Source organism: Sulfurovum zhangzhouensis (genome assembly GCF_030347965.1).
In the GTDB taxonomy this organism is placed as follows: domain Bacteria; phylum Campylobacterota; class Campylobacteria; order Campylobacterales; family Sulfurovaceae; genus Sulfurovum; species Sulfurovum zhangzhouensis.
The window spans coordinates 488,107-501,619 of record NZ_JAQIBD010000002.1; the positions used below are offsets into that span (position 1 = coordinate 488,107).

General features: G+C 39.4%; 13 protein-coding genes and 1 riboswitch. Of the genes, 6 read left to right on the forward strand and 7 right to left on the reverse strand.

The window, feature by feature from the left end; genetic code table 11:
* Window positions 1-5: 5 nt before the first annotated feature.
* The gene (gene ftsY / locus PGH07_RS07620) at window positions 6-872 is read left to right on the forward strand and encodes a signal recognition particle-docking protein FtsY (RefSeq protein WP_289413788.1); all 867 of its coding nucleotides are present in this window, start codon (window positions 6-8) and stop codon (window positions 870-872) included.
* 8 nt (window positions 873-880) lie between these two features.
* On the opposite strand, the gene PGH07_RS07625 is transcribed toward ftsY, so the two are convergent.
* Window positions 881-1,528, reverse strand: a complete 648-nt coding sequence (locus PGH07_RS07625; protein ID WP_289413932.1) for a lysophospholipid acyltransferase family protein — start codon at window positions 1,526-1,528, stop codon at window positions 881-883.
* A 178-nt stretch (window positions 1,529-1,706) separates the two neighbouring features.
* Between PGH07_RS07625 and radA the strand changes: the two genes are divergently transcribed.
* From radA to PGH07_RS07640, 3 genes are read left to right on the forward strand one after another with little or no spacing between them, the layout of a single operon-like run.
* Entirely contained in the window at window positions 1,707-3,053 is a 1,347-nt protein-coding gene (radA, locus tag PGH07_RS07630) for a DNA repair protein RadA (protein ID WP_289413789.1), read from the forward strand.
* A gap of 55 nt (window positions 3,054-3,108) precedes the next feature.
* Window positions 3,109-3,459 (forward strand): holo-ACP synthase, encoded by a 351-nt coding sequence (gene acpS / locus PGH07_RS07635; RefSeq protein ID WP_289413790.1) that lies wholly within the window; start codon window positions 3,109-3,111, stop codon window positions 3,457-3,459.
* Window positions 3,460-3,484: 25 nt separating this feature from the next.
* Window positions 3,485-3,880 carry a hypothetical protein gene (locus PGH07_RS07640; RefSeq protein ID WP_289413791.1) on the forward strand — a complete coding sequence of 132 codons (396 nt, stop codon included), beginning with the start codon at window positions 3,485-3,487 and terminating at the stop codon, window positions 3,878-3,880.
* A gap of 22 nt (window positions 3,881-3,902) precedes the next feature.
* Here PGH07_RS07640 and PGH07_RS07645 read toward each other — a convergent pair whose 3' ends face one another.
* From PGH07_RS07645 to PGH07_RS07655, 3 genes are read right to left on the reverse strand one after another with little or no spacing between them, the layout of a single operon-like run.
* The gene (locus PGH07_RS07645; protein WP_289413792.1) at window positions 3,903-4,889 is read right to left on the reverse strand and encodes an SAM-dependent methyltransferase; all 987 of its coding nucleotides are present in this window, start codon (window positions 4,887-4,889) and stop codon (window positions 3,903-3,905) included.
* Window positions 4,889-6,082, reverse strand: coding sequence for a TolC family protein (locus tag PGH07_RS07650; RefSeq protein WP_289413793.1), 1,194 nt, complete (start codon window positions 6,080-6,082; stop codon window positions 4,889-4,891). The genes PGH07_RS07645 and PGH07_RS07650 overlap by 1 nt, the downstream gene beginning before the upstream one ends.
* Window positions 6,082-7,272, reverse strand: coding sequence for an aspartate aminotransferase family protein (locus PGH07_RS07655; protein ID WP_289413794.1), 1,191 nt, complete (start codon window positions 7,270-7,272; stop codon window positions 6,082-6,084). The genes PGH07_RS07650 and PGH07_RS07655 overlap by 1 nt, the downstream gene beginning before the upstream one ends.
* A gap of 192 nt (window positions 7,273-7,464) precedes the next feature.
* Between PGH07_RS07655 and PGH07_RS07660 the strand changes: the two genes are divergently transcribed.
* Entirely contained in the window at window positions 7,465-9,309 is a 1,845-nt protein-coding gene (locus PGH07_RS07660) for a mechanosensitive ion channel family protein (RefSeq protein WP_289413795.1), read from the forward strand.
* A 52-nt stretch (window positions 9,310-9,361) separates the two neighbouring features.
* Here PGH07_RS07660 and PGH07_RS07665 read toward each other — a convergent pair whose 3' ends face one another.
* The 3 genes from PGH07_RS07665 to PGH07_RS07675 all read right to left on the reverse strand — a co-directional run bounded on the left by PGH07_RS07665 (window position 9,362) and on the right by PGH07_RS07675 (window position 12,610).
* On the reverse strand, window positions 9,362-11,146 hold the full coding sequence (locus PGH07_RS07665) for a molybdopterin-dependent oxidoreductase (protein WP_289413796.1): 1,785 nt from the start codon (window positions 11,144-11,146) through the stop codon (window positions 9,362-9,364).
* A complete protein-coding gene (locus PGH07_RS07670; protein ID WP_289413798.1) occupies window positions 11,146-11,853 on the reverse strand; it encodes an efflux RND transporter periplasmic adaptor subunit in 708 nt (235 codons plus the stop codon). The genes PGH07_RS07665 and PGH07_RS07670 overlap by 1 nt, the downstream gene beginning before the upstream one ends.
* A gap of 220 nt (window positions 11,854-12,073) precedes the next feature.
* Complete coding sequence (locus tag PGH07_RS07675) at window positions 12,074-12,610, reverse strand: hypothetical protein (RefSeq protein ID WP_289413799.1); 537 nt, start codon at window positions 12,608-12,610, stop codon at window positions 12,074-12,076.
* A gap of 437 nt (window positions 12,611-13,047) precedes the next feature.
* A riboswitch (cyclic di-GMP riboswitch) is annotated at window positions 13,048-13,122 on the reverse strand.
* A gap of 170 nt (window positions 13,123-13,292) precedes the next feature.
* On the opposite strand from PGH07_RS07675, the gene PGH07_RS07680 reads away from it, so the two are divergent.
* Complete coding sequence (locus tag PGH07_RS07680; protein ID WP_289413800.1) at window positions 13,293-13,493, forward strand: SHOCT domain-containing protein; 201 nt, start codon at window positions 13,293-13,295, stop codon at window positions 13,491-13,493.
* The last annotated feature ends 20 nt before the right edge of the window (window positions 13,494-13,513 follow it).

Genomic DNA, 13,513 nt, shown 5'->3' on the forward strand with positions numbered 1-13,513 from the left:
CATTCATGTTTAACCTTTTCAAAAAAGTATTGGGCAAAACCAATGAAGCGATCAAAGAAGTCGCACCTAACAAGAAAAAAGAGATCAGCAAAGATGAGTTTGAAGATATACTTTTAGAAGCAGATGTCAACTATGAACTGGTGGAACGTTTGCTTGAAGATCTACCTGAAAATATCAATCGAGTACAGGCTTTTAACTCGCTTATCTCTGTCTTTCAATATAAAGCAGACTGGAAAGAGAGTGATGCCAAACCGTTTGTAGAAATGATCATCGGAGTAAACGGTGCAGGGAAAACCACGACCATCTCTAAACTGGCATATCGTTATCAAGACCATGGCAAAAGTGTCATTCTTGGTGCTGGAGATACATTTCGTGCTGCTGCAATAGAACAGCTTAGCAGATGGGCAGCTAAACTTGGTGTGCCGATAGTAGCAACTCAGCAGGGGCATGATCCTTCCGCTGTCGTATATGACACGATCGAATCAGCAAAGGCAAAGGGCATTGATCATGTGATCATAGACACGGCAGGACGTTTGCATACACAGACAAACCTTAGCGAAGAGCTCAAGAAGATGATACGTGTTGCAGGGAAAGCAATGGACGGTGCACCTCATAGAAAAATGCTTGTACTTGACGGTACACAGGGGAATTCCTCGATCAATCAGGCAAAAGCATTTAATGAAATGATAGGAATTGACGGGATCATCATCACAAAATTAGACGGAACTGCAAAAGGCGGTTCGGTGCTGAGTATCGCAGATGAACTTAAAATGCCTATCTGGTACATCGGTACAGGTGAGCAACCCTCCGATATGATCCGCTTTAAAGCCAATGAGTATGTCAATACCATACTTGATGAGATCTTTATCTAGTCCCTACTCTATATAAGCCTAAACTCTTCTTTATAGAGTAGTTCAAGATCACCTTTGGTTCGGTAAGAGATCTCTTTACCGATCACTATGTTAATCTCTTGCTCTTTGATACCTTCTCTCATCGATTTTCTTAAAATCTCATCAGCATTTTGTTCGATATAGACCGGTAATATCGGTAATCTGTTCTTCATAGCAATGATACGAGAACCCTCTTTGAACGTTGATACAGGTTCATTGGTTTTATTACGTGTTCCTTCAGGAAAGATATAAATGGAATGCCCCTCCTGCACACCTTTTTTGACTTCGCTAAAAAATCCGCTCATTTGTGTTTTTTCACGATCAATAAGTATCGCACCTGCATTTCGAACGAACAGACCGAAAAAGAGTGAATTATAAAGCTCTTTCTTAGAAACCCAAAGTCCAAAAAGATTAGTCTCTTTGAGGGCCAGTTCAATAATTAAAGGATCAATTACACTTCTATGATTAGAAACAAGCAGATATTGTCCGTCATTGGGTAGGTTTTCAGGATGTTTTACTTTTACTTTGATCCCCAATGCATCCAGCTGTGCCTGCGAATAAGCAATTCTGAGTCTTTTTTTCTTTTTTGGATCCTTTGTAAGTTTTAACCTCAAACCATAGCTATTGGTCAAATACATTCCATAAAGTATGTGTAAAAGTGCTCTTATCATAAACTGCGCTACCTCTTTTATTTTGTAAATGCAATTATAGCAAAAGACCTTATAGCAGCTGATTTAAATATGACAATATGACATATTTTTATCTCAACTCTTGTTATTTATTCTATAATTCATCTAGTTAACCCAAGGATAAGATATGGCAAAGAAAAAAACACTATTTGAGTGCCAAGCATGCGGATTTCAATCTCCAAGATGGATGGGGAAATGTACCTCATGCGGTGAGTGGGAAAGTATGATCGAACTCTCTACTGAACAGATCAAGTTTTTAAAAGAGACCTCTTCTGTGGCATTCACTTCAAAAAACAGAGCACAACCAATCACCGATATCCAGGAAGATAATATCGCTAGATCTACTTCAGGCAGCAAAGAACTTGATCTTGTTTTGGGCGGGGGTATTGTTCCCGGCTCTTTGACACTTATTGGTGGAAGTCCGGGTATAGGGAAATCTACACTGTTACTAAAAATTGCAGGGAACCTGGCAAGCCAAGGGACAAAAGTACTTTATGTCTCGGGAGAAGAGTCTGCAGGACAGATCAAACTGCGTGCCAACAGACTGGGAGCAAACCATGATAATCTCTATCTACTCGCCGAGATCAATTTAAACGCAGTACTTGCAGAGATAAATAATGAAAACTATGGATTTATTGTCATAGACTCGATTCAGACACTTTACTCAGATGAGACCTCTTCAGCACCGGGCTCAGTGACACAGGTACGTACGATCACTTTTGAGCTGATGCGTATTGCTAAAAGCCTGCACATCCCTATCTTTATCATTGGGCACATTACCAAGGATGGATCGATTGCCGGACCAAGAGTACTTGAGCATATGGTTGATACGGTGTTATACTTTGAAGGTGATAGCAATTCCGAGCTGAGACTTTTACGCGGCTTTAAAAACCGTTTTGGTTCTACCAACGAGGTAGGTATCTTTGAAATGAACCGTGAAGGGCTGAATGATGCCAAAAGTATGGCAGGTAAGTTTTTCAATAAAGATAAACTTCAATCAGGTTCGGCTCTTACGGTAATCATGGAAGGAAGTCGGCCGATCATTGTTGAAATACAGGCTCTAGTATCCGAAGCTTATGGACATCCCAAAAGAAGCTCCACCGGATTTGACAATAACCGTTTGGGAATGCTTCTGGCCCTACTGGAAAAGAAACTTGATCTTCCGCTGGGTACCTATGATGTCTTCATCAATGTTTCCGGGGGAATTAAAGTACAAGAGCCCTCTGCAGACCTTGCTATCATTGCTGCGATTCTAAGCAGCTATAGAGAGAGGGAGCTAAGTGCGGAAACACTCTTTTTAGGAGAAGTCAGCCTTACTGGAGAGATACGGGAGATCCCGGGCCTTTCTAATCGTCTCAAAGAGATAGAGACACAAGGGTTTACCAAAGCAGTGATCCCTAATAAACCGCTAGAACCTTCTAAAGTAAAGTGCTTTGTTGCAAGTGAGGTTTCTAAAGTTGTTGAGTGGATGTAAAATATCTTATGTAAAAAGAAACCTAAGTATTACCAGATACTGATATAATATCTTTATGAAGATAGGCACAGACATTATACAAATAGAGCGCGTAAGAAAGATGGTTGAGAAGTATGGTATCAAATTTCAAGAGCGCTTTTTAACTGACTCAGAGATCGATGAATCCAGAAAAGTTGAGTCTATTGCAGGACTCTGGGCAGCCAAAGAGGCAATTGCCAAAGCGTTAGGGTGTGGAATAGGTGCAGAGCTTGCATTTCATGATATTATCATTTATAAAGATCAAAAAGGTGCACCTCATTTTAAACTCTCACCACAAGCCCAGGCAAGACACCAGATAAAAAATTCATCACTCTCAATCAGTCATGATGGCGGCTTTGCTATCTCAATTGTAGTTATAGAGGTATAATCGAACAAATACATAGGAGAATAAGATGAAAGCAATAATTGTCATACTCTTGACACTTCTTATCACAGGATGCAGCTCTAACCAATCTGAAACAGTATCTCCCGAAGAGACAAAAACTCCTCAGACCCAAACAATCCCCAAATACACTGCTGCTGCCCCACCCAAAAAAACTTTCACACCCAAATTAGTACAAGCAGAAAACTACACCTCTGAGTATATGTATCCTGCAAACAAAGTACAACCTGCTATGATCAATGAAGAAAAACAGGTTGAACAAAGTACTGAAATGGGAGACATGACTAAAGAAGAGTGTATCGGTATGATCGGTCAGGAAAAGTTTGAGCACTATACTGAGATGTTCTCAGGCGAAGAAGCGGCTATAAAGCGATGTACAATACTTAAAGCAATGCGAAATCACTAAGTGATCTCGCATCGTTTAAATCCTACTTTTTAAAATGTACCATCTTAAAACGGTCACCCATCATGGTTGGGGCAATCAATGTTTTGATCTTATCAGCTTCTCTGGTATAAACTGCCTTGTCTGCCTGCTTGGAGAACATCTCTAAAATATCTATGAGTCCAAACCGGATCAAAGCCCTGGCCTGGGTCTCATATGACACTTCTGTAAAGCCTGCAGCCTCAAAAGCTTCTATTACATGTCCGAAGTTCACATCATAGGTAATATCATCTTTTTGGTAAGACTCGGTAAGCTCTAATTCTTCATCAAAAAGCGGGAAGGTTTCATGCTTTCTGTAAACTCTGATAGAAAAATCATTACGTACATACTTCTCCCCATAATCAAAACTGACAAAATCACACTTTTGTATACCTTCTGCCATCGCTTCGGCAAATGCTTCATATCCTACAGCGATCTCACCTTGTTTTTGATGATGTTTTTGGGCCCATTGCAGTACCTCTTTAGGTGCTTCTTCCCAACTGATTGTATGATGATCAACTACAGCTAGATTTTCATCTTTTAAAAGTTCACAAGGAAACGCATCAAAGATCTCATTTGCCACAACAAAGGCATACTCGACGTTCACCTCATTGATATCATTAAAGTGGGTGACCTTGATATCATTGCCAAAACGCTCTTGAATATACTCTAACTGTGCCTTTTGTACTTCAGGCTGCCGCTCTACGATACCAAATTTCAGTGTTTCTACCAAAGTTGGATCACAGGTATAGAGCCATTGGATCATATCGCAAAGTAGATACCCCTGATGCGCACCAACCTCGATTAGCCATCCGTTACGGTCTGCCTGATCTTCACTCAAAAGTGTGTAAAAGTGATTGGCTATACTGGCACCAAAGAATCTGCTGGTACTCACAGCCGTATAAAAGTCTCCGCTTTTCCCTATTGCTTTGAATTTTTTATAATAGCCCTCATCCCCATAGAGCCACTCATTCATATAGGTACTGAAGTACATTATTTAGCCATCCGAGCATAGAGTTTCAGCAACTCAATCTGTTTATCAATGGTATAGATCTGTTGGTCAAGTTTACGAATTTGAAGTGTATTTTGCATCACATCAGCATCTAGAGTCGTCTTCTCGCCGGCCTTTGCCAAGTTACTGGTTATCTTATAAAGGTTCTGATAGAGTTTCTCATCTTTGCGTGCCAATGCGATCTTTCTATCCAAGATATCAAGATTGTTGACGATCCAATCATACTCCTGATTGACTGTATCTTCACGATCCAGCGCCTCAACCTCAGCTTGAAGTTTTGCTACTTTACTCGCTTCAATATCATCAAATGCATTGATATCCAATGGCATACTCACAGAAAAGCCGTAGTTATAATACTGCTCTTCAAAACTGCTAAAGACAGGGTTAGCATATGTTGCATCGATATAGGTCCCCTGCAAAGAAACGGTTGGAAGGTATTTTGCCCATGTCACTTTTTGGTTATGACTCTTCTCAAGTGCTCTTTGTCTATCTCTATAGAGTTCCAGGTTTGTATTTTTATAGGTTTCTTTGTTAACAAGCTTTAAAGTAGGTAACTTTAGGCTCTGAGGGTCTTTGTCACTTAGAAGAGCAAACTGCTGTTGATAAGAGAGCAGTCCAAGTTCCAACTCCAACAACGTGGTCTCATCCTGACTTCTTTGAATTATCGCCTGATCCAAAAAGCTGCTGTCAAGCAACCCTGCATTATAGCTGTCACGCTTTTGACGAATATCGATCTGATCATTTTTGATCTGATATTTCATCTTTTTTTGTTGAAGCTTATTTTTGTGGATATTAAAAAGTGTCGTCACAGCATCTGCGATCATCGTCCTTCTTTGAAGCTCTATCTCTGCGGTGTTTGCTTCACGCAATGCCTGAGAGTATTTGATCGCGTAGTAGATACCGCCTGAGCGGAAAATAGGCTGATCAATACTTACTGTAAAATTCGAACTGTCTCTAGTATCACCAAACTGTGTTGAGTAGCTTTTACTGTAACGCACATTGATTGGATTGATCCAGCTTTTGGAAAGTTGATCACTCTCTAATTCATTGGTCTTCATCTGATAATCAAAGATCATCGATTTCTTGGTAGAGAGGATATCTCCCAACTCATCTGCATAAGAGAGCATCGATACTCCCACAGCCAGTAACAGTGTTCTCATTATGCTTGTTTTCATTACGCTTCTACCTTCCCAAGTGCAGATTCCAAACGTTTGAATCCTTCATCCATCTCTTCTTTTGTAATCGTAATACTAGGAAGGAAACGAACTGTATTACGCCCTGCTTTCAAGATCACCAATCCCTCTTTCATTGCACCTTTAATGACTGCTACCTGAATATCAGCAGATTTCGCACGTAGTCCTCTCATCAGACCGATACCTACCTCTTTTTCAAAAAGGTTAGGATGACGCTTGGCAATATCTTGAAGCTTCTCTTCAAAGTAAAGCAAAGCCTCACCTACAGCACCACTCTCGTAATACTCTGAAAGGATCTCTAGTACAGCAAGTCCTGCAGCCGTACTTAGATAGTTTCCTCCAAAAGTACTTCCGTGATCACCTGCGACCAAAACATCTTTGTGCTTAGTCATCACTGCACCAATCGGTACGCCTCCGCCAAGCCCTTTTGCAAGCGTGATGATATCAGGTTCAATCCCGTAAAGGTTGGATGCAAGAAACTCACCGGTACGGTAAACCCCTGTCTGTACTTCATCTACAATAAGTAAGATTCCTTTCTCTTTGAGGTGTGCAGCAAGTTTTTGGATCTCCTCTTTTTCAAATGGCTGAACACCGCCTTCTCCCTGGACCAGTTCGATAAGTACAGCTACAGTCTCGTCATCGATCGCTTTATAGACATCATCGATACTCTTCTCATAACTGAAACCTTCCGGATACGGTGAGAAGTTTGGTGTATGAAAACTCTCCTGACCTGTTGCCTTCACTGTAGTGATCGTACGGCCGTGAAATGAGTGTTCAAGCGTGATCACTTTGTAACGTTTATTTTCAAACTTTGTTCCACCATATTTACGAGCGAGTTTGATCGCTCCTTCGTTCGCTTCTGCCCCCGAATTGGCAAAGAATACTCCCATATCGTATCCACTAAGCTCTACCATCTTCTGTGCCAGTTTTGCCTGAGGTTCTATCACTTGAAGGTTTGAGATATGGATGATATTCTTTGCCTGATTACAGATAGCTTCAACTAATTTCGGATGGTTATGACCTACAGAGTTTACTGCGATACCTGAAGCAAAGTCTATATAATCTTTTCCATTCTCATCATAGAGTGTTGCACCCTGTCCTTTGACAAAGTTTGTATAGTCACGTGAATAAGTTTGAAGCACATACTTTTTGTCTAATTCTTCTAATGTCATTTCCAGTTTTTCCGTTTGATATTTTAATTTCTCATATTATAGCAAAGTTTGCTTCTCTCTTTATGCTTCAGGGCAACGCTTTAATATCTCAAAAAGATTAATCATTTATTGACATTTATCGATATTTATCAATAAAAATCTCCCCGAATGTATGATATGATGCTAGAGAAATTTATAGCAAAAGGCTGATACGTGAAACTTCTGTGGTCTTTTTTGATCTTGACTATTACGCTCTGGTGTATTCCTGTCGATACAAAGCTTTATGAGGGTGAAAATACTCTAATATACTATGATCAGCTCTCACAGAAACTCTTCAATATTACACCGATGGATGATGAAGAGACCGAACGACTCCAAAATGAAAAAGTGCTGCTTGGAAAGCTCAAGTTATTGATCATAAATGAGCCGCAGGTTCAGACTTTTGATGCTTCACTGCTTGAAAAAGAAACCGTAAGTGAAACTGAATTTCTGAAACTATTTGAAATGCTTTCATCAGCAGTGGAACAGAAGAAGAAGCTAGAAGAGATACAGGTATTTACCCAGGAGAGGCTCGGATATCTTAAAAAATCCATTGAGTCTGTCACAGACCCCCAGTATAAAAACCTCCAGCTTTACCAGCTTCAGTTTGCATACTATAAGCTCAAACACCGCCATGACGAACTGACTGTAAAAAGCCTGACTCCATTTATAGAAGAGGGAGAGAATACCCTCTCGTTACTGATAACAAAAGTCAAGTTTGACATCAAAAAGATACAGAGTAATGTTGACAAAGTTGCAAAGGAGCTTGAAAACATCAACAAAAAGCTGATCGCTGCAAACCTTACCAAGGAACGTGAACTTCTATCCCAGGAACACATCTCTAAAAAACTTTCAGAAAAGATTGAAAAACTGACCAAAGAGAAGGATCACGTCCTACTGAAGCTTGCGGACAAAGAATTTCTTACCGGGTTCTACTATTTTCAAACAAAAGTATTCAAATCAGTCCTACAATCACAAAAAAAGATACACAGTATTCTCTCACAGCTCTCGTATCAAGATACACTACTGGATGCAAAGCTGGAAGAGTTTGAGAGACTGAGCAAAGAGAGCAAAGAGGCGATTAACTATAACGTCCTGTCACTCAGGGAGAATCTACTCTCAAGCTATGAGAAATTCTACGAATCTTTCCAAAAACCTTTTGTTGTGCTAGATGAAACACCGATCAGTTTTCTGAGTATTCTCAAACTGCTTGGGATTCTACTGATAGGATTTATCATTGCCAGAATCTACTTCCGTCTCTTTATCATGCTCCATAAAAAGCGTAAAGAGACCAAAGCTGTCTCCATCAAGATCATTGCAAATCTCGGAGTAACATTGATCCTTTTTGCCGCTTTTGTTATTGCATTGGGAAGCATAGGTCTAAGTATCACACATCTCGCTGTCATTGCAGGTGCACTCTCTATCGGTTTGGGCTTTGCACTCAGAAGCATCGTCTCCAGCATGATTTCAGGAATGGTATTATTGAGTGAAAAATACATCAAAACAGGAGATTATATCACTATCAAAGGAGACCTTACAGGTAAAGTGATGGATATAGGCTACAGAGCGACTCACCTTCGTACAATCGACAATATTGATATCGTTATTCCAAACAGCGAGCTCATTGACAGCCAAGTGATTAACCTGACGATGGAGGACAGGATACGAAGAATCTACGTCCCTTTCAAAGTACCTTATGGAAGCGATATCAAAAAGATTAGTTCACTCATCACCACAGCCGTCATGGAGAGTAAGATCAAACTGATCCGCGATATCCCTCGCAAAAAACCCAATGTATGGATGCAAACAGTCGGCGAAAGCTTTATTGAACTGGAACTACTGGTATGGATCGAAGGGATCAGACCCTCAACCCGTTCCAACCTGCTCATCCTAATCTATGAGACGTTACAGGCTAACGGTATTAATATGCCACTGCCACAGCTGGATGTACATTTGGGAGTACGAAAACCCTCCCAAAGACCGAAAATAGGGAATATGGCATACCATGTCAAATCGTAGGATGGAATAAAACTATAATCTAATCAGTCTTTAATGAACTGTATTTCTATGATCAAGCTCTCTCTATTTTCACCTTTACTTCCTGATAACAAGCACTCTCTCCCTCATCACTGATGATCGATGGTGTCAGGTAGTTAATACCGATCGTATTGTTGGTGATCAGTGCGCAGTCTGCTCTCATATATTCAGAACATTGCACTTCAAAGATATATTCTCCATGCTCAGAACTTACTTTCACCTTCTCACCGTCTTTAAATCCAAGTACCGGATTAAGCTGTATTTTATTGTCTCTAAGGAACTGTGTATTGATGGACTTTTTCGACTTTGGCGAGAGCAGCCAAAGTGTCTCATCTTTTGGTTTGTTCTGACTCTCTTTTCTGTACTTGGTAAAACGTTTTGTATTGACAAAATCATCGTTAAAGTCTTCAATGAACTCAAACTCATCTTCACCATCATCGCCAAAGCCATCACTATAAGGTAACGCTTCATAAGCCGGACTTACCAGTTCACCGTTAAGTTCTTCACATTGTGAGAGCCATGCATTAATATAGTACTCTTCACTCTCAAGTCCACTCAAATCAAATGTATCAAAGAGGTACTTGGTAAAGTCATACTCGCTGATACCGATATCAGACTCCGTGATCTTCTTCATGGCAGTAACATACTGATGACCGTAACTAAGCCTAACATCCTCTTTTTCATAGAATGTTTTAGCAGGGATAACAATACGAGCCATTTTTGATGTCTCATTCTCATGTAGACCAAAGTAGATAAGATTCTCTACACCCTCCAGCTCTTCTACCACCCTGTTTGTATCAGGCATTGAAGCAGCCGGGTTTCCTCCCTGTACCAATACTGTGTCAAAATCACTAAACTCAGTATCTACTTTACTTACACGCTTGCAGGTTGTCTCAAAGGGATTCTTAAATCCCAGCTTACTATCCCCTAGGTAACTTACACCGCACCCTTCACGGCCAAATAACCCTAAAACTGCGGCAAGTGAATCTATTGCATGCAGCGTATAAGAACCAGTCGAGTACTTCTGTACCCCGGCACCGACAAGGAATACCACTTTTCTATCACGCAGATAGTTCAGTACTCGTCCAAAATCTCCAAGATCAAGATCAATATACTTTAAGATCGCCTTGATACGATGCTCTCTTGTATAGTCATAATAGTCTTCGAAGCCAGGTGCAAACTCTTCCATCCATTCTTTATTTTCACTGTCTTCCATAAAGATAAAACGGGATAACATGATCGCAATATAGTAATCTGTACGTGGAGCAACCTGTAAAAAGACATCTGCTTTCTTTGCGATCTCTGTACGTACAGGATCGATCACGATAAGCTTTTTACCCTCAAGGTAAGGCATGAGATGAGAATTGGTCACAGTGAGGTTTCGACCCCAGACAACCACTACTTCAGACTTCTGAATCTGCTCAAGAGGTAGTGTCTTATTGATTCCTCTTCCCTCTTCTATTCCTGCGGCTCCTGCACCGTCACACAGGCTTCCTTTAGTCAGGTAGCCTCCGATCTGTTCCATAAAAAGGTCGGTAACTTCCTGCATAACACCCACATTACCTGAACCTCTCCAAAGCAGACTTTTTTCTTTGTTAAAAGCCTCGGCTACTGCGGCCAATGCCTCCTCCAGACTCACCTCTTTGCCATCTACTCTAGGCTTACTGATACGCTCAGTCTCATCCATATATTTGTTGAGTACTGCACAAAGTGCTCCATTACCGGCAGGATGATTCGCATCACCATGCATCTTACCATCTTCGTAGATGATATTACACGCATCATAACAGTCAAGCCCACATGCGGTCTTCTCTGACATTATTTAAGCTCCACTTTGACGAGCTTGGAGAATGAGCCCTCAGGTGCATCCAAATAGATCTCTGCACGATATGAGGAGATAAACTTCTCATCAGCAACTTTCCATACCTTATCGACTTTATATTCGCTTTTTTCGCCGTCAAGATAAACCGCTTTTTGTTCAATACCTTCCAACTCTTCGGGATCTAAATAGAGTACGAGCTTTGCCCTGCTCGCATCTACTACCTTTGCCAAAGGTGAACCCGGAGTAACATAATCACCTTTACGAACCATAATTTCATACAGATACTTATGGTTCAGAATAATGGATTTTTTTTCGATACTATCTTCCAGCTGGGCAATCTTATACTGCATATCCAAATACTGTGTTTTTGCAGAAGCAAAACTGTAAAAAGCATCATCTTTTTGGGCCGCAGATGCTGTTGACAACTTATTTATGCGATGAAAATATGACTCTTTTCGTTTTAAAGTTTCTTGAAGAATAAGAAGATTTTCATTTGATGTTTTCAAGTTAATTTTATCCAAACGGTCATCCAAATAAATAACACGTTTTTGATCCACTACACTCCCTTCAGCATCAAGGTCAACATCCATTACCAACGCACTAACTGCAGACTTCAATGTGACGGATTCATAAGGCTCTAGTTTTGCATAATGTACTTTTGCAAATACAAATAACGGAAAAATCAATAATAACAGTACTCTCATCTTTATATCTCTTTTTGGGTTGATTATATCGAAATAGCGTTAATTGATAGATGACTAAGAAAATAAAAGGTAAATTTTACCGGGTTGTGTTATCAGGAGTAAAGAAAGTTAAGTTTTTTTATAAAAGTAGAATAAAACGAAAAAATCGTTTTAACCTCTACTTTTATAATTATTGTATTGATATGACTATATAGTTTAATAATTGATTATTTTAACCCTATTAAATAGTATCGTCATCATCCTCTTCATCTACGATACCGTCATTATCGTCGTCATCATCTTCATCATCATCTATTCCGTCATTATCATCGTCATCATCTTCATCATCATCTAAACTATCGTTGTCATCATCCACATCAGCATTATTTGTAATACCATCACCATCTAAATCGTTGATCTCATCTTCATCTTCTTCATCGATAATCCCATCATTATCATCATCTGGATCTTCTGCATCGACAATCCCATCATTATCATCATCATTATCATAGATATCTATTATATCATCACCATCTTTATCCATTGGATCATTCTCAAGCTCAACTGAAAGTAAACCATTTTCTACTTCTAGCTCCAAGACCTGATCCACAACACCATCACCGTCAACATCAATACTAGCATTTCTTTCCATAGCCAAATCTACAAATCCAAGATCAACATCACCTTCTGCTCTGAAAAGTGTAGTGTTTCCATCAGCTGTAACAATTCCAATTTGTGTTACTACTTTATTATCAGGATCATTTTCATTGGTTGTCATTACTAAACGACAGTCAGTGTTAACTGGTACTTCGATTGCAAATGGATGCTCAGTTGTACCATCTTGAACAGAATTTGTAGAATAGTAGCTACCATCTTCACAAAATACTTCTATAAGTGTCCCTGGGACTTTACCACTAATTGTTGCTGTTTGAACTGCTGAGGAGCTTCCTCCACAACCGATTAACGAAAAACCTAACAGAGTTGAGAATAACCCACCTGCTACAATATGAAATTTTTTCAAAACTTATCCTTTAAATAAATTATGTATATTATTCAACTAATGAAAACAACTTTAGCGATCTGGAAACTTTAAAAGGTCCATTTCATTCTATAGTAGCTTCACTAAAAATTTGATATAAAAAATATCTTTGAATTAAATATGATTATAGACAACCTGCTGAAACATGAAAGGAATGAAGGAATGAAGTATTCACTATAAGCAACCCGGCTATCTGCAAGAGACCCGTGGCTTTCCGTCCTTGCTTCACAACAAGTTTGGCACAACAATAATATTTAAAAACCTTTTCAACTTATTGGATTTCATTATAACAAACTATAAATAAAATCTTTTCTTTAATTGGTAACAAATTGATAACATTACAATTTATATGAATATGACTGCACGACAAATACACATAAATACATTACACTAGATAAAAATAACTCAAAAAGGACATAATATGTATCCATTTGGTCATTGTTGGGGAATGGGAGGATGGTTAGTACCTATCATATTATTGATTATTCTTTTTTATTTTCTCAAAGAGAAACAAAAAAGAGACACTTCTTCAGCGCAGGATATACTTGATCATCGGTATGCCAAAGGAGAAATAGATAAAGAGGAATACGAGGAAAGATCAAAGACTCTGAAAAAAGATTAGAAATGAGATCTCCCAATGCA